Source organism: Dongia sp. agr-C8 (genome assembly GCF_054658695.1).
Genome location: NZ_BAAGHZ010000001.1, coordinates 599,818 through 619,895, shown reverse-complemented (window position 1 = coordinate 619,895; position 20,078 = coordinate 599,818). Strand labels below are relative to the sequence as shown.

Below are 20,078 nucleotides of genomic sequence, written 5' to 3'. Positions count from 1 at the left end.
GGACGACTATAACACGCTTCCGCCGCGACCGGGATCAGCCGGCCGCGGCGGGAAGGCGTTGCCGCGCGTCCGCTGCGCGATCAGCCGCCCGACGCCTCGCGCTTGGCGGCGGTCATGATGTCGAGCAGCTTGTCGTAATCAGGCACGATGTCGTACTCGACCGAACGCGCCATCTCCTCGTCCAGGCTGTCCCACTGGATCGCATCGAGCTCTTCATTGGAGAAGAGATCGAAGCATTCCTTGTTGGCCATCTGCGCCACCGGATTGAACGTGCCCTCGGCAAAGGCCACGGTGTGTGCGACCTTCGGATCCTGGACGTACTTCAGGAACTCGACGGCGAGCGGCGAGAGCTCGGGGTTGTTGACGGTGGAGGTCACCTCGATCCAGGAGATGCCGCCCTTGCCGCCTTCCATCGGCCCTTTCTTCGGGGTGATGCCGCGGACATAGGTGGCGCCGTCATGCCGCGCCGGCGAGGCGCTGTAGGTGCCGCCGGTCATGTGGAAGTCGATCTCGCCGGAGATGAAGGCCTGGTTCATCGTGGCGATGTCGCCGACCACCTTGGCACCCTTGAACACCCGCTTCGCCGTCTCGGTGAACTTCGCCACCTGGTCGTCGGTGTGCTCCTTGAACGGATCGAAGCCGGCGATGCAGCAGATATTGAAGACGTTCCAGTCGTCCGATTCCAGGATGCCGTACTTCTTGTCGTTCTTCGGATCGTTCCAGAGGTCCCAGCCCTGGTCCTCGGCCGAGGCACGGCTGATCTTGTCGGTGTTCACGACGAAGCTGTAGGGGCCGAAGCGCTGGCACATGCCGACCAGCTCCTTGCCGCTGTCGTCCATCGCCCATTTGTAGGGCGGCTTGAACATGGGCAGCATCTTCTCGAAATAGGGCTCCATCGCCGCGCGGTCGAGCGGCTTGATCAGCTTCTCCGGGAACATGATCTTGCGCGCCCAGGGATTGTTCACGTTGATCAGGTCCCAGACCTTGGTCTCGCCGGCCCGCAGGCGGTTGATCATGGTGGGGTCGTTGGTGAGCGATTCCGCCTTCACCGTGGCGCCCTTCATCTCGCGGAAGGGATCCAGCACCTGGGCCGAGTTGTAGCCCTCCCAGCACAGGATGTTCAGCTCCTTCGCCCGGTCGGCGAAGGCCTTGCCCGCGAGACTGCCGGCGCCGATCGCGGCCAAGGCCGTGCCCATCGCCGAATGCTGCATGAAACTGCGACGCGATATCCTTCTCGTCATCTCCACGCTCCCTGTTGCGGCACGCTTTGAGACGCCCCGGCCATCCGTGCCCGATGGCGGCAAAGGCTTGGGTACCGTCGCCCCGCTTTTCGCGGGATTTTGAACGACGGCCATGGTTTCGAGGCTAGCGGATCCTGGCCATCCGGACTTGACCGCAGCCGTCTGAATATTGACAGGCATGGTCAAGTTCCACAACGGGATGCCAGACTTCTGGCAAAAAATCAGGCAAGTCGGGACCAATTCTGCACAAGGTTCCGGCAGAGCCGGCTGGATTCCGGGAAGTATGCGGCGAAATCCTGGTCGAGATGGGTGATCAGCCGCGGCTCGTCCTTGCAGAAGACGGCGCCGAACTTCCGCACCCAGTCGCGGGCGATGTCGATCGTGGCCTCCGGGTGGAACTGCAGGCCATAGGTCGCCGTGCCGCCGATGCGAAAGGCCTGCACCGCGCTCATCCCGCCGCTGGCCAGGATGACCGCCTCGGGGATGTTCCGGACAGCGTCATAGTGGGTGTGGAAGGCGGTGAACCGGGCGGCGACGTCGCGAAAGACGGGATCGTCGGCCGCGGCTGCGCTCGTGTGCATGCCGACATAGCCCGCTTCCAATCCGCTCATGCGGAACACCTCGCCGCCATAGGCGCGGGCGATCACCTGCGCGCCGAGGCAGACGCCGAGCACCGGTTTCTTCGCGACGCCGAATCCGCGGATCAAGGCCATGCTCTCCTGCAGGAAGGCGTGGTCGGCGGTGTCGTTGGCACTCATCGGCCCGCCCATCATGATCAGGCCGGCATAGTCGCCGGGTTCGGACGGCAGGCCGGGATAGGACAGGGGCGAATGGCTGGCGAAGCGGTCGATTGGGTGGACCGCGTCGTAGCTGTGACCGGCTTCCAGCAGCGCCTCGCCGATCAGAGCGGGCGGCGAGGAGTTTTCCGGAACGATGGCGAGGAACTTCTTGCTCATTTCAGCTTCATCATCCGGATGAGTTCGTCGGTGTTCATCACATGGCAGTAAATCATGTTGATGATGGCGAGCTCCTTCTCATGCAATTCGTCGGTGCCGGCGGCGCAGCAATCCTCGACCACGATCACCTGGAAGCTCTCGTCGGCCAGGCTGCGCACGGTCGAGGAGACACATTGGTCGGTGAAGATGCCGACGCAGATCACGTTCCTGACGCCGAGATTGTGCAGGATCAGCCGCAGGTTGGTGCCGGTCAGCGCACTGTCGGTGGTCTTGGTCACGGTGATCTCGTCGCCGATCGGGCTGAGCGCCGGCACCAGCTGCGAGGCATGCTCGTTCTTCGGCAGCAGCAGGTTGTTCCAGCCGGGCATCTTCTGCGACAGCGAGCGGTCGCGGCCGTCGGCTGTCTGGCAGGCGATGCGGGCGAACAGGCATTCGATATTGTGCTTGCGGCAGAGATCGAGCAGGCGGCGGCTGTTCGGAATGACCTGCTTTTGCATACGATTGTGGAACGGCGTCCATTTGTCGTAGCTCGCCTGTTCCGCGGCCGAGAGCTTGGCGCGGTCGGGCCGCTCGACATAGGTGTTCTGGACGTCGATCACCAGCAGCGCGGTTTCCGCGGGCGTGAGATCGAGATCATCGGGCTCGGGTGCGCCCTCGTAATAGAAGGAACGGTTGCGGGTCTTCCAGGTCATGCGTCCCCACGTTAGGCGTCTTCAATACCGAAACTTAAACAGCCCGCGCCGTTCATAGACTTCCGCCGCCTCTTCCAGGAAGGCGGCGACGCGTTCAGCCTTGTGGGTCTCGCGGAAGGTTATGGCGGCGTCGAGCAGGTCCTGCTTCGACTTGGCGCGGCCGGGGCGGAGCAGTTCGTAGGCCCGGAGCAGGAAATCCTGCGGCACGTCGACCATGTCCGCCGCGCGCTCGAAGTTGCTGCCCAGGCGCGGGCGACCGGCGGCGGTGGCGATCTCGGCCTGCATCAGCAAGGCATCCTTGGTGATGCGGAGATCTTCCATCGTCGCGGCGCCGGATTTCAGCGCGGCCACGGTGATATCGCCGAGCGGCTTGCCGGTGCGGGTGCGGATGAGATCGGCGCGCTTCTCGGAGAGCGGATAATCGTTGACCGCGAGTGTCATGCGGCACCTTCCAGGAGCCTGATTTCGATATTCTCCGGCTTGGCGCCCTCCTCGGTGAGCGAGGTCTCGATCGCGTAGATGAGGGCGGTCTGGGCGTGGAAGCGGGCGCCGAGCGCCTGGCCTTTGGTCAGCACCACGACGGGATCGGGCAGCTCGCCCTTGGCATAGGCCGCGGCATTCTCGCCGAGGCGGCGATAATGCTCGAGCGTGGTGATCGGCGCGTTGGAAAAGAGCTCGAGATTGTTGTGCGGCAGGCGGCCGCGCTGGTGAATGACCGCGGTGCCCTTGGCCTGGATGCCGATGCCGATGCCCGAGCCCGCGATGCCGGCGGCGGAGAGGCCGAGGAAGGAGGTGTCAGCGGTGTGGCGGAAGCGGACGATGCGCGGCTTGCCGCCCTTGGCCTTGATGCCGGCGGTGAGTTCCTTCAGCACGGCCGCGAGCGAATGGCCGGCGGTCGTTTGGAACAGCTTCAGGCCGAAGGCCGGGCTGATGCCGACCACGACCTCGGTCGGGTCGTTGCCGATGTCGGCCGGTCCCATGTCGCGGTAGACGATGCGGCGGGCCTCGGTCCTGGCGTGGCGGTTCTGGTCGCGCAACACCGCCTCGCGGTCGAGCACGTCGCGGATATGCATGATCTCGTCGCGGCGTTTCTCGCCGAGCCGATAGCCGGTCCCGGGTCCGGTATAGTCGTTGGGATCATTGACCGCGCTCAACACCTTGCCGTCGCGCACCACCGCCGAGGTCTGCAGGTAGTCGCCGGAGACCCGGAGCTTCACCACGTTGAGGAGATTCTCCGCCTCTTCGGCGAAGCCGCGCTTGTCCAGCGCCAGGATCACATCGACCACGGTGATGCCGCGGGCCTTGATCGCATCGCTAATCAGCGTCACTTCGCGGGGGGTGTAGGATTCGGTCTCCGCCGAGCCGGACGCGACCTGCACGCTGGCCTTCATCGCGGCGCTGGGCTTGCCGAGGTTCAGCTCCTCCAGCACGACGGCAATGGCGTCGAGGCCGCGGCCGCGCACGTCGAGCACTCGGCTCTCATCCACCGGCGTCAGGCCGCCATCGACCTCGAAGTCGCGCTGCAGGACCAGGAAGTCCTCCATCTCCTCGCCGTTGAAGGAGGAAGGATTGAAGGAATTGTCATAGGCCTTGATGGTGCCGAAGCCGGAGCAGACCAGGTCGGAACCGGCGAGTAAGGTCGGCGTGATCTTGGCGGCGACCCGCATCTCCGATTCCGAACTCCGCGCGTCGTTGCCCGAGGCGCATTCGAGGTCGAGCCAGACCGCGAGCAGGTTCTCGGCCAGCAGCTCGCGCACGCCGCCGGGCACGGTCGAGGTCACCGGCGCGCCGTCGATGCCGCCGTTCTGCGTTCCCTGCACGCCCATGGCGCGCTGCAGGCAGAGGCAACGGGCCTCGAGATAGAGCAGCGACTTCGATTCGTGGAAACCCATCAAGAGCTCGGAGCCCGCCCCGGAGGTGCAGCGCATCTTGATGCCGCGCGACGCGTAAGCAGCCGCGAGGAAGGCCTTGGACCAGGGCGTGTCGTCGCCGTCGATGAAGGCGCGCTCGGTGCCGTAGACTGAGACCGTCTCGGCATAAGAGGAGAAGCCGGCCATGCCGATCTGCAATTCCTCGGCCTCTTCGGACGAGCACTGAAAGAGCGTGCCCCAATGTCCAACCGCGCCGCCGACGGCACAGGCGACCGCGTTGGACCAGGCATTGCGGGCGACGCGCTGCGTGGTCTCGATCTCGTCGAAACCAAAGGCAACGGCAGTCGCCGCGTCGGCCGCCAATTGCAGCGGATCGTCCTTGGCGTTGGTGACGTGGCCCTGGTTGCCGGGAGTCTTGCGCGCCCGCATCTTGGAATAGGCGAAGGCGATCTCCATGGCGCTCAACTGCGCCACCACTTCGGCCAGCTTCGCCGGCGTCAGGCCGTGGGCGAGGCGCGTCAGCTCGGTGCGGGGCACGTTGAAATCGACCAGCATGCGCGCAAGCGCGGCCGAATCCATCGCCATCGCCTTGGGCGCGATCTCGGGATCGATGTGATGGCGGGCGATGAAGAGGTCGATCATGTCGAAATCGGCCTCGGCCTTGCCGTCGAGCGAGACGACGCGGCCGTTCTTCAGCTCCAGGCCGGGCTTCGGGTCGTTCGGGCTTGCGAAGGCGGCGAAGCCGTTCTCGGCATCCTCGACGGCGAAGCGGTCGAGGCGCAGCGGGCGCTCGTCCCAGTCGGCAAAGCGCCGCCACCGATTCGCTCCACTGGGATTTGCCCCAGCCGGTTTCGCCGTGTCGTCCATAAGCCGCCCCTCTTCCGGCGGCGATCCTAGACCCGTTGTGGCGGCGCTGTCACGACTCTGTGTAGAGTCGCAACCCTCAGGCGGTGATCAGCTGATGGATGAAGTCCGGCTTGCCGATCTCGATCCCGTTATGGCGCAGGATGGCGTAGGCGGTGGTGGTGTGGAAATAGAAGTTCGGCAGCGCGTAATGCAGCAGGTAGGGCTGGCCCTTGAACACCGTCGGCGTGCCGCGCAGCTGGATGGTGATGTCGCGGGTCTCGGCGCCTTGGAACTGCTCCGGCTTCAGGGTGGCGAGGAAGTCGAGGGTCTTCTGCAGCCGCGCCTTCAGATCGGCGAGCGTCACCTCGTTGTCCTCGAATTTCGGCACCTCGACTCCGGCGAGCCGCGCGCTGGCGCCCTTGGCGAAGTCGGTCGCGATGCCGATCTGGCGCGCGAAGGGGAACATGTCGGGATAGAGTCGCGCGCTGGCATAGACCGCCGGATCGATCTTCTTCGCCTCGGCATGGGCGATGGTCTTGTCGATGATGCTGGAAAGCGCGGAGAGCATCTGGCGGAAGACCGGAACGGACGCGTTGTACATGGCGGGCGACATCGGAACCTCGTTTGCAAAAGTGTTGCGTGGCGGGACCTTAGCCGATCCGCCCGGAGTGTGATACGGGTCTTGCCATGCTGAAAGGGAAGTGGCCATCGCTGGCGGCTTTGTGCGGGGCGCAGGTACTCGCACTCTCCTTGTGGTTTTCGGCGACGGCGATCGTGCCCAGCCTACGGCAGGCCGAGGCGATCGACGCCTTCAGCGCCTCACTGTTCACCAGCGCGGTCCAGGCCGGCTTCGTCGCCGGCACGCTGATCAGCGCACTGCTGGGTCTGGCCGACCGATTCGACCCACGGCGCCTCTTCACCCTTTCCGCGCTGGTCGCCTGCGGGGCGAATGCACTGATCCTGGTGGTGCCGCCGACCTCGCCGCTGATACCGGTGCTGCGCTTCGTCACTGGGGCGGCGATGGCCGGAATCTATCCGGTCGGCATGAAACTGGCCGCGACCTGGGCGCGCGGTGACTTGGGATTGCTGGTCGGCATGCTGGTCGGCGCTTTGACCCTGGGCTCGGCGGCGCCGCACTTGTTCAACGCGCTCGGCGGCGTCGATTGGCGCGCCACCATCGCCGCGACCTCGATCGCGGCCCTCTGCGCGGCGCTGATGATCAATCTTGCCGGGCTCGGGCCCAACCGCGCCAAGCCGCGGATCTTCCGCTTCGGCGCGGCGCTGGATGCCTGGCGCATGCCGGCGCTACGCCTCGCCAACTTCGGGTATCTCGGCCATATGTGGGAGCTCTATGCCATGTGGGCGTGGATTGCGGTCTTCCTGCAGGCGAGCTTCGACCGAACGATGCTCGGCGCGGACGCCGCCTACTGGGCGCGGGTCGGCGCTTTCCTGACGGTGGGCTCCGGCGCCATCGGCTGCCTGATCGCCGGGCTCGCAGCTGATCGCTGGGGCCGGACGCGAATCACCATGGTGGCGCTCGCCACGAGTGGCAGCTGCGCGGTGCTGGTCGGGCATCTGTTCGGCGGCAATCCCACACTGTTGCTCATCCTCTGCGTGATCTGGGGGATCAGCGTGGTCGCGGATTCAGCGCAATTCTCCGCCGCGATCACCGAGCTTTCGCCGCCGGAGCAGATCGGCACCATGCTGACCATCCAGACCTGCGCCGGATTCCTGCTGACCATGCTCACGATCCACATGGTGCCCTTCCTGGTCGACCGGATCGGCTGGTCGCAGGTCTTCGTCTTCCTGGCGGCGGGTCCGGTCTTCGGCATCTATGCCATGGCGAAGCTTCGGCAACGGCCGGAAGCGGAGAAGCTGGCCGGCGGGCGGCGCTAGACATCAAACCGTCACGCCGTTGCGGCCCGGGCGTCACGAATCGCTGCTAGCGTCCAAGCCATGCATGCCGCGATTGATCTCAGCTATGCCAGTCCCTGCGACAGCCGGCTGACCCGCGCCTTCATCCATCTCATCGAGGCGACCACCGGCCAGCTCGAGTTGAAGCGGCTTTACAAGATCTATCAGACCGAGCTTCGGGGCAGCGTCGACTTCTGGGAAGCGGCGATGCGGCTGATGCGGCTCTCGGTCGACTACGATCCGCAGAAGCTTGAGGCCCTGCCCCGCAGCGGGCCGCTGGTGATCGTCGCCAACCATCCGTTCGGGCTGATCGACGGCCTGCTGATCGGGCATCTCGCCAACCGGGTGCGGCGCGACTTCAAGGTGCTGACCAATTCGCGGCTATATCCGCCGGATGCAGAAATCCGCAACTACATCCTGCCGATCGATTTCGACCCGACGCCCACGGCGCAGGAAACCAACCTGCAGAGCCGGGCCGTGGCGCGCGCGCATTTGAAGGGTGGCGGCTGCATCATCGTCTTTCCGGGTGGGGGCGTCGCCACCACGCCGAGCCTGTTCGCCCGGAAGGCGGTCGATTTCGAATGGAAGCATTTCACCGCCCGGCTGGTGCATGAGGCCAAGGCGCCGGTGCTGCCGATCTTCTTTCCCGGCCAGAACAGCCGGGCGTTTCAGATCGCCAGCCATCTCGGCGTCACCACGCGCATGGCCTATCTGCTGCACGAGGTTGCTAACAAGATCGGCGGCCGCTTCAGCGCCACAATCGGCGATGTGCTGCCCTACGAGACGCTGCGGGAGATGCGCGACCCGCGCATGCTCTGCCGCCATCTCCGCGACAAGACCGAGGCGCTGGCGATCACCGGCTGATCGCCTTCAGCGCGGCGTCTGCGATCGCCTCGGCTGCCGGAGAGGCGTCGATGCGGTGCCAGTCGATCGCGCCGAGATCATAACCCAGCTGCTTCTCCAGGACCGCGAGATCAGCATCGGAGGCGTCGTTCCCCCTGGCGCCGACACGAGCACGCAGGATTTCGGCCGGAGCCTCCAGCCAAATGCCGTCGAAGGGCAGGTTCAAGCGCTTGCCGAGGGCGGCGAAGGCGGTGCGCTCCTCCGCCTTGGCGGAGACGGCATCGATGATGACACTGCTGCCGGCTGCGATGGCGGCTTGCGCCTCGGCTTCCAGCTTCGCATAGACGCGTTCGGCCGCATCGCGGGCATAGGCTTCCGCCGGCAGGCGCTGTTCCGGCGCCGCGCCGAACAGGCGCTTGCGAATCACGTCGCTGCGCAGCACCCGGGCGGGCGTGAGGCCGAGACGGCCAGCCAGTATCGCGGCGATGGTGGACTTTCCGGTGCCGCTGAGACCGCCGACCGCAAGCAGGCGCGGCGGGCGTGGCTTCATCAAATCGCAAGCGAGGTCGAAATAGCGGCGGGCTTCGGCTGCGTCCCCGGCCCCGCTCTTCGCGGCGGTCGCGGTGACATGGGCACGAACCCAGGCGCGCAGACAGAGGAACAGCGGCATGGCCGCGAGGCCGTCGCTCTCGTCACTGACGTCCAGGTAGCGGTTGAAGACGATGGCCGCTTCGGTGCCGTGGCCGCGATAGCGCAGGTCCATCAGCAGGAAAGCAAGATCGTAGAGCACGTCGATCGCCGCCAGCGAGGGGTTGAACTCGATGCAGTCGAACAAGGTCGGTTCGCCGTCGATCAGGCAGATGTTGCGGAGATGCAGGTCGCCATGGCATTGCCGCACCTTGCCCGTCGCGCGACGCCGCTCCAGCAGCGCGGAAAGGTCGCCTGCGGCCCGGCAGGCCGCTGCGGTCAGCGCTTCGGCTTCGCGCACCGGGATCATGGGCGGGCCGTCGCGGCGCAGGTTCTCGTCGTTGATGCGGATAACCTGCTCGACGCCCTCGGCGCCACCGAAGTCGCGCATCACCTCCGTGGCGCGGTGGAAGGCGACGATGCGGTCGGCGAGACGGCGCATCAGGCCGGATGTCAGTTGGTCGGTTTCGGCGAGATGGCTGAACAGCGCTTCCTGCGGGAAGCGGCGCATGACGACGACCCAGTCCACTGCCTCGCCCCGGCCGCCGAGCTTCAGGCCGCCGGCGTTGCGGGTGATCGGCCGGACGTCGAGATAGAGATTCGGCGCGGTGCGGCGGTTGAGCCGGAGTTCCTCTTCGCAGGACTTGCGGCGAAGCGCGGCGGTCGAGAAATCGAGATAAGAATATTTGACCGCGCGCTTCAGCTTATAGACGCGCTCGCCCGCCATGAAGATCCGCGAGGCATGGGTGGTGATGGTCTCGACGGTGGCGCCGCCATGCACCCGCGGGTCGGAGAGGAAGGCAACGGTCTCGCGTTGCGCTTCTTCGCTCATCTAGAAGAACTTCGCCAGGTTGCGGCGGATGCGGTCCTTCACCTTCTCGCCGGCCGGCGGCGCCGCGAAGCTCTTGCCGGTCACGGTCTCGTAGAGGGCGATGTATTTCTGCGCGAACTCGACCAGGGTGTCGGCGGGAATCTCCGGGATCGGCTGCTTGTAGGGGTCGCAGCGCGCGGAGATCCAGAGCCGGAGGAATTCCTTGTCCAGGCTCTCCGGCTCCTCGCTGGCGCTTTGGCGCGCGGCGTAGCTCGAGGCCCTCCAGTAGCGGCTGCTGTCCGGGGTGAGGATCTCGTCGGCGAGGACGATCTTGCCCGCTTCATCGAGGCCGAACTCGAACTTGGTGTCGACCAGGATCAGGCCGTTCTTCGCCGCGATCTCGCGGCCGCGGGCGAAGATCGCCAGGCTGAGCGCCGCGACCTCGTCCCATTGCTTCCGGCTGAGCAGGCCTTGGGCGACAATCTGCTCGGGCGTGATCGGCGCGTCATGACCGCCCTGCTCCGCCTTGGTGGTCGGCGTCAGGATGGTGCCGGGGAGCTTGTCGTTCTTCTTCAAGCCGTCGGGCAGCGCAACGCCATAGACCGTTCGTAGCCCATCGCGATACATCGGCCAGATCGCGGTGTCGGTCGAGCCGGTCAGGTAATCCCGCACCACCATCTCGACCGGCAACATCGACAGCCGGCGGCCGACCACGACATTGGGATCCGGGTAGTCGAGCACGTGGTTGGGGCAGATGTCCTTGGTCGCCTCGAACCAGAAGCGCGCGGTCTCGGTCAGCACCTGGCCCTTGAACGGCACGGCGGCCAGCACCTGGTCGAAGGCGCTCTGCCGGTCGGTGGAGATCAGAATGCGCCGGCCACCCATGGAATCGGTTGGGGGCAAGTCGTAGTTCTCCCGCACCTTGCCGCGGTAGTAGTTCGGCAGCTCGGGGAAATGCGCCTCGGTGAGGACGTTCGGGATCGCGGCGCGAATGCGGTCAGGGTCGAGCATGCGTCTTGTGGGCTCCTCTTTCGCGCCAGGCATCCATGGCCTGAAGATACCAGTAGGTGGCCTGGACCGCGATGCGGCCGAACGGCCCGCCGTTCCAGTCGAGACCGAAGGGCGCATAGAGCCTGATCCGGTCGCTCTCGCCCGCGATCGCCTCGGCGACCACCCGGCCGGCGATGGTGGTCGTGTTCATGCCATGGCCGCCGAAACCGGTCGCGAACCAGAGGCCGTCAGCGCTGCGCCCGATCTGCGGCATCAGGTGCCGGGCATAGGACATCAGCCCGGACCAGGCGGCGGCGACCTGCAAGTCCTTCAGCTGCGGATAGGTGTCGACGATGCGGCGGCGCATGATCGCGGCCAGGTTGGCGGGATCGCGCGTCTGGGTGGTGATGCAGCCGCCCCAGAGGATTCGGTTGCCGTCCACCACGCGATAATAGTCGCCGGCGCGGCGATCGTCGGCGATGGCGGCAGGCGTGTCGATGGCCGAAGCGAGATTCGCAATCGGCTCCGTCAGCAGCATGTAGGTGGCGATCGGCAGATAGGCGCGGTGCAACGCCGGTGCCAGGCGATCGGTGTAACCGCCGCTGCAGAGGACGACATGCTCGGCCTCGATTTTGCCGCCCGCTGCCGTCACGGCGTAGCCGCCGGTCTTACGCGTGATGCCGGTCACGGGACTCTGCTCGAAGATCAGGCCGCCCTTTTGCGCGATAGCCGCGCCGAGGCCGAGCGCGTAGTTCAGCGGATGGAAGTGGAAACCATCGGGCGAATAGAGACCCTGGAAATAGGCCTTGCTCTTCAGCTTCTCCTGCACCTCTGCGCGGGAGAGATAGTGCAAGGTTGCACCGAACCGCCGCTTCGCCTCCGCCACTTCCGCCTGAAGACCGGCGGCATCGTCGTAGCGGATCGCGCGCAGGATACCGGGCGTCGGGTTGACCCGGGCGAGGTCGAGGCGGTCGATGTTCTCGCGCACGATCCGCACACCTTCGACCGAGAGATCGTGCAAAGCCTTCGCCCCCGCCTCGCCGGCCCGGCGCGCGATCTGCGCATGGCCGGTCGCATAGCCGGCGGTGACGAAGCCGCCGTTGCGGCCCGAGGCACCCCAGGCGATCCGGTGCTGCTCCAGCAGCGCGACCTTGAGCCCGCGCTGCAGGCATTCATAGGCGGTGGAAAGCCCGGCCAGGCCGCCGCCGATCACGCAGACATCGACCTGCTGCGCGCCGGACAGCGCCGGATAGGCCGAATGATCGGCGATGGTGCGCCGGTAATAGGTGTCTATGTAGGATTCGGGCATGCGGGGGTCTGGAAAATTGCGGGCGCGGCGAACTAAGCAGAATTGACGGCGGATTCCAATCCCGCAGGCCGATGGCTTTGACAATCGCCGCCGGGCGGCGTCTTCTGCCGGGCGATTTACAGCAACCGTGGAAGCATCATGAAGCCCGAAGTGATCATGCTGATGACCTCCTCGCTGGATGGGCGGCAGCACCCCAGCCGCTGGACCTTGACGCCCGACGGCGAGCGCAAGGACTGGGGAACGATGTTCGAGAAGGTGCACGAGACGCTGGGCGGCGACGCCTGGATCGTCGGCCGGGTCACCATGCAGGAGATGAGCAAGGCGGCGGCCCATCCGCCGGCCCAGGTGCCGAAGGTCGAACGGCCGCTGCACGTGGCGACCAAGGAAGCGAAGAGCTACGGCGTGGTGCTCGATCCGTCCGGCAAGGCGCATTTCTCCGGCGGCACGGTCTGGGGCGATCATATGATCGCGCTGCTGGGCCGTGACGTCGGCGATGCGCATCTGGCCGAGCTCGCGGCAGACGGCGTCTCCTACATCGTCGCGGCAGGGCCCGAGATCGACCTCGCGGCGATGCTGGAGACCTTGAACCGCGCCTTCGGCATCAAGCGCCTGCTGCTGGAGGGTGGCGGCACCGTGAACGGCAGCTTCCTGGCCGCCGGCCTGGTCGATGAGGTCCATGTCCTGATCGGCCCGGCTTTCGACGGCGATAGCAGCCAGCACGGCATCGTCTTCCACCCGGGCGGCCTCGCCGGCAAATGCGAGCTCAGCTTCAAATCCGCGACGCCGCTCGAGCACGGCATGGTGCATCTGCGCTATGCGGTGATGCCGCCGCGGGCCGGCTGAGCGCCGCGACGCAGCAGGTAGATGTCCATGATCCAGCCATGCTCGGCGCGAGCGGCCTGGCGCGCGGCAACGATGCCTTCGGCCACTTCGGCGAGCGGGCCGGCGATGCGGATCTCGGTCTCCATCCCCGCATAGGCCGACCACCAGATCGAGATGCCGGCGGGATCCAGGCTCTGGAAGGAGCAGCTGCCGTCGAGCATCACCACGACCGTGTCGGCGGCGGGCGGCCAGCCTTCGTCGCGCAGGCGGCGGCCGGTGGTGACCACGAAAGGCGCGCCGATCTCATTCAATGTGATGCCGTGTCCGGCGGTGAGCGCCTGGATCGCAGTGATGCCGGGAACGACCCGGAGCTGCAGCGGCTTCCTTTTCCGCAGACGCTCGACGATGCGCAGGGTGCTGTCGTAGAGCGAGGGATCGCCCCAGACCAGGAAGCCGGCGCTGCCGCCCTCGGGCAGGGCATCGGCCAGCGCGCGCGCCCAGGTCTCGGCGATCGCGTCATGCCAGTCGTCGACCCGCTGCCGGTAGTCGGGCGTGCTCTCGTCGCGCACCGGCAGATCGAACTCATGCAGGCGCGGGCCCGGCGTGCGCAGGTTGCGGGCGCAGATCTCGCGCCGCAATTCGGCGAGGTCCTCCTTATCCGGCCCCTTCCGCGGAATCAGCAGCGCATCGACCTCGTTCATCGCCGCGACTGCCTCTTGCGTCAGGTGCCGCGGGTTGCCGGTGCCGATGCCGATCAGGACCAGCGTGAGGCTCATTCCGTCCCCTTGGGGAATCGCGGCGATGCGCCGGTCGGCCGGAAGCGGCGGTCGTAGCCTTCAGCGTAGAGCGCGCTCTCGCGGAAGTCCTCGGTGCCCAGAACCGGGCCGACCATGATGATCGCGGTGCGGCCGCGCTCGCCTTCGGTCGCCGCGACGAGCGTGCCGAGCGTCGCGCGCACGATCCGCTGGTCTGGCCAGCTCGCGCGCCAGATCACCGCGGCGGGGCAGTCGGCGCCGTAGTAAGGCGTCAGCCGCTCCACAACTTCGTCCAGCACATGGACCGAGAGATGGATCGCCAGCGTCGTGCCGGTCTTGGCGAAATTCTCCAGGGTCTCGTTGGCCGGCATCGGCGAGGCGCGGCCGGAGGTGCGGGTCAGCACCAGCGACTGGCCGATCTCCGGCAGGGTGAGCTCGGTTTCCAGGGCGGCGGCGGCGGCGGCGAAGGCCGGCACCCCGGGCGTGATGTCATAGGGGATGTTCTCGGCGCGCAGGCGCCGCAGCTGCTCCCCGATCGCCGACCAGACCGCGAGGTCGCCGGAATGCAGCCGCGCCACGTCCTGGCCTTTGTCATGCGCGGCTTTGATCTCGGCGATGATCTCGTCCAGGGTCAGCGGCGCGGTGTTGACGATGCGGGCGCCGAGCGGGCAATGCGAGAGCAAGGCCTCGGGCACCAGCGATCCGGCATAGAGGCAGACCGGGCAGGCGGCGATCAGGTCGCGCCCGCGCAAAGTGATGAGATCGGCGGCACCGGGACCGGCGCCGATGAAATGCACGGTCATCGCGCGTCCTTCATCGAGTGACACTCCATTGAATGATCGGCCGCGCCCGCTCCCAGCCACGCATCCGCCCGAGCGGCGCGGCATCGGCCAGCTCGACGCGCATCAGTGCGCCGCCGACCCGCGCCTGCCAGTCGGTGAGCAATGCCTCGGTCTCCAGGGTCACGGCGTTGGCGACGATGCGCGTGCCGGGCGCGAGATGATCCCACAGAAACTGCAGCACCGCCTCCGAAGCGCCGCCGCCGATGAAGACCGCATCCGGCTTGGGAAGGGTTGCGAGTGACTCCGGCACGCTGCCTTCAACGATATCGAGCCGATGCGCCAGGCCGAAGGTTTCGGCATTGCGGCGGATGTTGGCGCAGCGATCGGCGCGCGGCTCCAGGGCGATCGCCCGCGTGGCGGCTGCCGCAAGCAGCCATTCGATCGAGATCGAGCCCGATCCCGCGCCGATGTCCCACAGCGTCTCGCCGGGTCGCGGCGCCAGCGCCGAGAGGGTCAGCGCGCGGATCGGGCGTTTGGTGATTTGGCCGTCCGAAGCGAAGAGATCATCGGGCAGACCGGAAGCACGCGGCAGGCCTTTGACGCCCGCAGTGTCGATCGCCACCGCCACGGGCGCGGCGATGCCGGTGAGATTGAAGCCTTCAGCCGCGGCATTGCGCAGCCGCTCGCGCGGTCCACCAAGCGCTTCCAGCACATGGAGCCGCGAGGGGCCGAAGCCGCGCGCGGTCAGCCATGCGGCCAAAGCGGCCGGGGCGTCGCCGTCGCGCAGCAGGCAAAGCGCCTTCACACCGGGCGACAGCAGGGGCACGAGATGCTCGAAGGGCGCGGCATGGATGCCGAGGCAGAGCGCCTCCTCCAGGCGCCAGCCCAGGCGCGCCGCCGCGAGCGAGAAAGTCGAGGGCGAAGGATAGGCGCGCCATTCCTCCGGCGCGAGATGCGCCGCGAGCGTGCCGCCCGCGCCGTACCAGAAGGGATCGCCCGAAGCTAGCACCGCGACACGGCGGCCGCGCAGTTCCAGGACCGGCTCCACCGAGAAGGGCACCGGCCAGGGCCGGCCGCGCGCGCCAACTCCGGCCAGTTCGAGATGGCGCGGGCCGCCGAAGACGATTTCCGCCTGGTCGAGCGCGCACCGGCTTGCCGCGGTCAGGCCGTTCAGGCCATCCTCGCCGAGACCGATGATACTCAGCCAGGCATCAGGCCCAGAATTAGACATGACACGCATCCTTCTGCTCGGCGGCACGACCGAGGCCAGCCGCCTCGCCGTGGCGCTCGCCGCGCGCGGCACCGACGCGATCTTCTCCTATGCCGGACGGACGCATGCTTTGGCCGGCCAGCCGCTGCCGATGCGGGTCGGCGGCTTCGGCGGCGTCGATGGGCTGCGGCAGTATCTGCGCCGCGAGAAGATCACCCATGTGATCGACGCGACGCATCCCTTCGCCGCGCAAATGAGCGCCCATGCGGTGGCCGCTTGCAAGGGCGAAGGTGTCGCGCTCTGCGCCTTCGAGCGCGAGGCCTGGACGGCCGGACCGGAGGACCGCTGGACGCGGGTTGCGGATATCGCAGCGGCAGTCGAAGCCTTGCCTACGGCGCCGACCCGCGTCTTCCTCGCCATCGGCCGCCAGAACCTGCAGGCCTTCGCCGTGCGGCCCGAGCATTTTTATCTGCTGCGCCTGGTCGATGCGGCGCCCGACCCGCTGCCCTTCCCGCAGGCCGAGACGGTTGTCGCGCGCGGCCCCTTCACCGAAGCCGGCGATCGCGAACTGCTCGAGGCGCATCGCATCCAATTGATCGTCGCCAAGAACTCCGGCGGCGAAGGGGCGCGCGCCAAGCTCGATGCCGCACGCAAGCTGGGAATCCCAGTGATCTTGATCGACCGCCCGGCGATTCCACCGCGACCGGTGGCCGGCAGCATCGACGCCGTGCTGGACTGGCTGGATCATGCCGCCCCCGTCGTGGAGCGGGGCGTGTAGACGAAGCGGCCGACGCGGCGGGTCTCGGCATTGCCGACGATCACCACCGTGCGCATGTCGGCCATCTCCGGCACCGCTTCGCCCAGCGTCACCGTCTCCAGCCGCTCATCCGGCTTGCTGACGTTGCGAGCGAAGGAAATCAGCCGCTCGTTGCCGCATTCCGCACGCAGGATGTCGAGCGCCTGCGCGAATTGATGCGGCCGCGACTTGGAGCGCGGGTTGTAGAAGGCCATGGCGAAGCCGCCGCGCGCCGCCATGCGCAGCCGATACGCGATCACATCCCAGGGCTTCAGGTTGTCGCTCAAGTTGATGGCGCAGAAGTCATGACCGAGCGGCGCGCCGAGCGCTGCCGCGGCCGCCAGCATCGCGGTGATGCCGGGCAGGATGCGGATGTCGAGGTCGCGCCATTCCTTCGGCCCAGCTTCCAGCGCCTCGAACAAGGCGGAGGCCATGGCGAAGACTCCGGGATCGCCGGAGGAGACGACGACGACGCCCTGCCCTGCCGCGGCCATGGTCAGCGCATGGGCGGCGCGTTCCAGCTCCACCCGGTTGTCGGACGGGTGCAAGGTCAGGCCCGGCCGCGGCGCCACCCGCGCCACATAGGGCGTATAGCCGACGACATCGGTCGCGGTTGCGAGTGCCGCCTGCACTTCGGGCGTCACCAGCGCGTCATTGCCCGGCCCGAGCCCAGCCACGGCGAGCCAGCCGCTCACGGCCTGCGACCCTGGCCGTGGACCACGGCGATCGAGAAATAGGGCACGCTCTCGCCGGCATCGACCAGGCGCTGCACCTTCTGGCCAGGCATGGTGCCGCGCTCGATCAGCCAGGCTTGCTGCAGCTTGCCGGTCTGCTCCAGGGCGCGGCGCAGCTTCGGCAGGTTGCGGCCGATCTTCATCACCACCAGCGCGTCGGTATCGGCGATGCGGCGGGTGAGTTCCGCCTCGGGCAAAGTCGCCATCACCACGGTGAGCACGTCGTCACCCCAGGTGATCGGCTGGCCGGTGCTGGTCCAGCATCCCGACATGCCGGTGATGCCCGGCACAATCTCGATCTCGACCTTGCCCTGCAGCCGTGCGTGGAGATGCATGAAGGAACCGTAGAAGAAGGGATCGCCCTCGCAGAGCACGACGATGTCGGCCTCGCGCGACACGGCCGCGATCTTCGCCGACCAGTCGACGTAGAAGGCCGCCATCATCTCGTTGTACCGCGGGTCGTCGAGCGGGATCTCGGTGGTCACCGGGTATTCCATCGAATACTCGACAGCGTCGGGCGCAAGGATGCCGTCCACGATCTGCCGCGCATGGCCCAGCCGGCCTTCCTTGCAGAAATAGGCGACATGCCGCGCGGCGCGCACCAGGCGGTCGGCACGCACGCTCATCAATTCCGGATCGCCCGGGCCGAGGCCGACGCAGATCACCTTGCCCATTCTATTCCTTCCAGCTGGCGAGGGCGTTGACGGCGGCGGCGGTGATCGCCGAGCCGCCGAGGCGGCCCTTCACCACCAGCGCCGGCACCACGTCGGCCGCGATCAGCGCCGCTTTCGATTCCGCCGCGCCGACGAATCCCACCGGGCAGCCGATGATCGCCGCCGGCCGCGGGCAGGCCGGGTCTTCCAGCATGTTCAGGAGATGAAACAGCGCGGTCGGCGCATTGCCGATCGCGACCAGCGCACCCTTGAGATGCGGGCGCCAGAGTTCCAGCGCCGCGGCCGAGCGCGTGTTGCCCATGTCGCGCGCGAGGTCCGGCACGCGCGGGTCCTGCAAGGTGCAGATCACCGCGTTGTCGGCGGGCAGCCGCGCGCGGGTGATGCCTTCGGAGATCATCCGCGCGTCGCAGAGGATCGGCGCGCCGGCGGCGAGCGCCGCCCGGGCCGTCGCCGCCATGCCGGGCGTGAAGTGGACGTCGCGCTCCAACCCCACCAGCCCGGCGGCATGGATCATCCGCACGACCACCGGCTCTTCGTCCTTGGAGAAGCGCGCGAGGTCGGCTTCGGCGCGGATGGTGGCGAAGCTCTGGGCGTAGATCTTTGCTCCGTCTTTTTCGTAGGCGTGGGGCATTCAGGCTCGCAGGATTCCATGCAGCTTCAGGATGTCGTCCGGCGTCAGGCCCCGGCGTTCGGGGGGATCGCCGGGCCGACCGTAGCGGATCAGGTCGAACCGATCTGGACCGGTTGCGACAAGTGTCAGGTCGACAGCGCCGGAACTGGCGCAGCCCTTGGCGCAGCCGGAGATATGCAGGCGCGCCCCCTCCGGCAGGAACGGCGCCAGCGCCCGGGCCAGCGGCCGGGTCTCGGCGAGGCCCTGCAGGCAGGTCGGCGCCCCGGTGCAGGCCTCCAGCCGCAGCCGTGGGTCGCCGGCATCACGGATCAGGCCGGGCAGATCCGTAAGCGTCGTCGCGCCTTCGATCAGCAGCATCCGCCAGGGCGTCAGCCGCAGCGGTCCCAGCGCGGCCAGGGCGGCGAGCGTCTCCGCATCGATCCGTCCGAACTCGACCGCCACCAGCGCGCCTTGTGCACAGAGGCCGGGGCCCGGGCGCGGCGCCGGTTCGGCCGCCGGGTTTTGCCGCCAAGCCGCGGGCAGGTCAGCGCCGGCGGCGAGATGGCGGGCCATGCGGCCGCGCTGCTGCTGCACGCCGCCGCTTTCGAGGAACCAGCGCGCGAAGGCCAATGCTGTCTCCGCCGCTGCGTCGCGCGTAACCGTGCAACCGAAGGAGATGGAGTCGGCGCGGCAGATCAAGCCGTCGCGGCCCCGCTCGATGCGAATGTCCGCGGAGGTGCCCGCGAGCACCGGCCGCGGCCCGCAATCGACCGCAAAGCCGAACTTGCCGGGGAGAGTCGGCGCATCCTCGGAAGCGAGGAGCGCGGTCAGCTTGCGCGTGATGACGGCGCTGTCGTCATCCGCTGCCCAGAACGGCGTGACCACGATGTTGCGCTGCGCCTCGGCTTGGGCGGAGAGATCGATCAGGTCGAGCGCTTGCAGCGCCTCGACCAACGGACGGTGCGTTTCCGGCCTGACGCCGCGGAGCTGCAGGTTGGCGCGCGACGAGAGATCGATCTGCCCATTGCCATGCGCGGCGGCGAGGGCCGCGATCCGGCGCGCCTGTTCGGTGGTCAGGCGGCCGAGCGGCGGGCGCAGCCGCACCACCAATCCGTCGCCGGATTGCATCGGCCGCAGCGCGCCGGGACACCAACCATAGATCCGCGGATCGTTCATCGCCCTTCCGGTCGAGACGCCTTTCTTGTTTCGGCGGAAGGGGGGACGGCCGGGGGATGCGGTAAAGCATCGTCCTAAGCCGGCCGCGAAAAACCCCGTTCGCCCGTGACATCTTGCGCTGGCAGGTCTCCCGGCTTGCGGATTTCGAGCCTCGGCTCTACGGTCCCGCCGCCTTCCCGGCCGAACGGCCAGTGGCAGTGGCGGACCTCTCCGGTCACGGTCGCGGGGGCGGCTGCGCTTCGGCACCCTCGGCGCCTATCGCATTCCCTTTTCACCTGCCCCTTTCAATCGATCGGGACAGGAACCAGCGCCCGTAACTGAGGCCGGGCGGGTCGCCTTGTCAAGCGGAGGAACCGCCG

At 67.5% G+C, this 20,078-nt stretch carries 20 protein-coding genes and 1 riboswitch; of the genes, 4 read left to right on the top strand and 16 right to left on the bottom strand.

The annotated features are described in order from the left end of the window. Positions 1–80: 80 nt before the first annotated feature. The 6 genes from ACYQ4T_RS02790 to ACYQ4T_RS02765 form a co-directional block, all read right to left on the bottom strand. The gene (locus ACYQ4T_RS02790; protein ID WP_459850649.1) at positions 81–1,241 is read right to left on the bottom strand and encodes an ABC transporter substrate-binding protein; all 1,161 of its coding nucleotides are present in this window, start codon (positions 1,239–1,241) and stop codon (positions 81–83) included. 221 nt (positions 1,242–1,462) lie between these two features. Beyond that, positions 1,463–2,197, bottom strand: a complete 735-nt coding sequence (locus ACYQ4T_RS02785; protein WP_459850647.1) for a type 1 glutamine amidotransferase — start codon at positions 2,195–2,197, stop codon at positions 1,463–1,465. Continuing rightward, a complete protein-coding gene (locus ACYQ4T_RS02780; RefSeq protein ID WP_459850645.1) occupies positions 2,194–2,889 on the bottom strand; it encodes a cysteine hydrolase family protein in 696 nt (231 codons plus the stop codon). The genes ACYQ4T_RS02785 and ACYQ4T_RS02780 overlap by 4 nt, the downstream gene beginning before the upstream one ends. A gap of 21 nt (positions 2,890–2,910) precedes the next feature. Continuing rightward, on the bottom strand, positions 2,911–3,330 hold the full coding sequence (locus tag ACYQ4T_RS02775) for a diol dehydratase small subunit (protein ID WP_459850643.1): 420 nt from the start codon (positions 3,328–3,330) through the stop codon (positions 2,911–2,913). Then, entirely contained in the window at positions 3,327–5,627 is a 2,301-nt protein-coding gene (locus tag ACYQ4T_RS02770; protein ID WP_459850641.1) for a propanediol/glycerol family dehydratase large subunit, read from the bottom strand. The genes ACYQ4T_RS02775 and ACYQ4T_RS02770 overlap by 4 nt, the downstream gene beginning before the upstream one ends. Before the next feature lie 76 nt (positions 5,628–5,703). Continuing rightward, positions 5,704–6,219 (bottom strand): DUF1993 domain-containing protein, encoded by a 516-nt coding sequence (locus ACYQ4T_RS02765; RefSeq protein ID WP_459850640.1) that lies wholly within the window; start codon positions 6,217–6,219, stop codon positions 5,704–5,706. Positions 6,220–6,293: 74 nt separating this feature from the next. On the opposite strand from ACYQ4T_RS02765, the gene ACYQ4T_RS02760 reads away from it, so the two are divergent. Together ACYQ4T_RS02760 and ACYQ4T_RS02755 are read left to right on the top strand one after the other, a co-directional pair. Beyond that, complete coding sequence (locus tag ACYQ4T_RS02760) at positions 6,294–7,502, top strand: MFS transporter (protein WP_459850639.1); 1,209 nt, start codon at positions 6,294–6,296, stop codon at positions 7,500–7,502. 60 nt (positions 7,503–7,562) lie between these two features. Continuing rightward, complete coding sequence (locus tag ACYQ4T_RS02755) at positions 7,563–8,384, top strand: lysophospholipid acyltransferase family protein (RefSeq protein WP_459850637.1); 822 nt, start codon at positions 7,563–7,565, stop codon at positions 8,382–8,384. Here the strand turns inward: ACYQ4T_RS02755 and ACYQ4T_RS02750 are convergent. From ACYQ4T_RS02750 to ACYQ4T_RS02740, 3 genes are read right to left on the bottom strand one after another with little or no spacing between them, the layout of a single operon-like run. Beyond that, the gene (locus tag ACYQ4T_RS02750; RefSeq protein WP_459850635.1) at positions 8,374–9,882 is read right to left on the bottom strand and encodes a bifunctional aminoglycoside phosphotransferase/ATP-binding protein; all 1,509 of its coding nucleotides are present in this window, start codon (positions 9,880–9,882) and stop codon (positions 8,374–8,376) included. The two genes, ACYQ4T_RS02755 and ACYQ4T_RS02750, sit on opposite strands and share 11 nt — an antisense overlap. After that, positions 9,883–10,872, bottom strand: a complete 990-nt coding sequence (locus ACYQ4T_RS02745) for a phosphoribosylaminoimidazolesuccinocarboxamide synthase (RefSeq protein ID WP_459850633.1) — start codon at positions 10,870–10,872, stop codon at positions 9,883–9,885. It abuts the gene before it with no gap. Continuing rightward, positions 10,859–12,160, bottom strand: a complete 1,302-nt coding sequence (locus ACYQ4T_RS02740) for an NAD(P)/FAD-dependent oxidoreductase (protein ID WP_459850631.1) — start codon at positions 12,158–12,160, stop codon at positions 10,859–10,861. The genes ACYQ4T_RS02745 and ACYQ4T_RS02740 overlap by 14 nt, the downstream gene beginning before the upstream one ends. Before the next feature lie 138 nt (positions 12,161–12,298). Between ACYQ4T_RS02740 and ACYQ4T_RS02735 the strand changes: the two genes are divergently transcribed. Then, positions 12,299–13,003, top strand: a complete 705-nt coding sequence (locus tag ACYQ4T_RS02735) for a dihydrofolate reductase family protein (RefSeq protein ID WP_459850629.1) — start codon at positions 12,299–12,301, stop codon at positions 13,001–13,003. On the opposite strand, the gene cobF is transcribed toward ACYQ4T_RS02735, so the two are convergent. Genes cobF through cbiE form a run of 3 tightly spaced genes read right to left on the bottom strand, consistent with a single transcriptional unit; the run spans position 12,973 to position 15,750 of the window. Beyond that, positions 12,973–13,758, bottom strand: coding sequence for a precorrin-6A synthase (deacetylating) (gene cobF / locus ACYQ4T_RS02730; RefSeq protein WP_459850628.1), 786 nt, complete (start codon positions 13,756–13,758; stop codon positions 12,973–12,975). The genes ACYQ4T_RS02735 and cobF overlap by 31 nt on opposite strands. Continuing rightward, positions 13,755–14,540, bottom strand: coding sequence for a precorrin-4 C(11)-methyltransferase (cobM, locus tag ACYQ4T_RS02725; protein WP_459850626.1), 786 nt, complete (start codon positions 14,538–14,540; stop codon positions 13,755–13,757). Before cobM ends, cobF begins: the two co-directional genes overlap by 4 nt. A 10-nt stretch (positions 14,541–14,550) precedes the next feature. After that, on the bottom strand, positions 14,551–15,750 hold the full coding sequence (cbiE, locus tag ACYQ4T_RS02720; protein WP_459850625.1) for a precorrin-6y C5,15-methyltransferase (decarboxylating) subunit CbiE: 1,200 nt from the start codon (positions 15,748–15,750) through the stop codon (positions 14,551–14,553). Here cbiE and ACYQ4T_RS02715 point away from each other — a divergent pair. Further along, on the top strand, positions 15,749–16,507 hold the full coding sequence (locus tag ACYQ4T_RS02715; RefSeq protein WP_459850623.1) for a cobalt-precorrin-6A reductase: 759 nt from the start codon (positions 15,749–15,751) through the stop codon (positions 16,505–16,507). The two genes, cbiE and ACYQ4T_RS02715, sit on opposite strands and share 2 nt — an antisense overlap. On the opposite strand, the gene cobJ is transcribed toward ACYQ4T_RS02715, so the two are convergent. The 4 genes from cobJ to cobG are packed head-to-tail and all read right to left on the bottom strand — an operon-like array spanning position 16,474 to position 19,719. Then, positions 16,474–17,220: a precorrin-3B C(17)-methyltransferase gene (gene cobJ / locus ACYQ4T_RS02710; RefSeq protein WP_459850621.1), complete on the bottom strand. Its 747-nt coding sequence runs from the start codon at positions 17,218–17,220 to the stop codon at positions 16,474–16,476. The genes ACYQ4T_RS02715 and cobJ overlap by 34 nt on opposite strands. After that, positions 17,217–17,933, bottom strand: a complete 717-nt coding sequence (locus ACYQ4T_RS02705) for a precorrin-2 C(20)-methyltransferase (protein WP_459850619.1) — start codon at positions 17,931–17,933, stop codon at positions 17,217–17,219. Before ACYQ4T_RS02705 ends, cobJ begins: the two co-directional genes overlap by 4 nt. 1 nt (position 17,934) lies before the next feature. Next, on the bottom strand, positions 17,935–18,564 hold the full coding sequence (locus ACYQ4T_RS02700) for a precorrin-8X methylmutase (protein ID WP_459850617.1): 630 nt from the start codon (positions 18,562–18,564) through the stop codon (positions 17,935–17,937). Continuing rightward, the gene (gene cobG / locus ACYQ4T_RS02695; protein WP_459850615.1) at positions 18,565–19,719 is read right to left on the bottom strand and encodes a precorrin-3B synthase; all 1,155 of its coding nucleotides are present in this window, start codon (positions 19,717–19,719) and stop codon (positions 18,565–18,567) included. 103 nt (positions 19,720–19,822) lie between these two features. Continuing rightward, positions 19,823–20,043: riboswitch (cobalamin riboswitch) on the bottom strand. Positions 20,044–20,078: the final 35 nt, after the last annotated feature.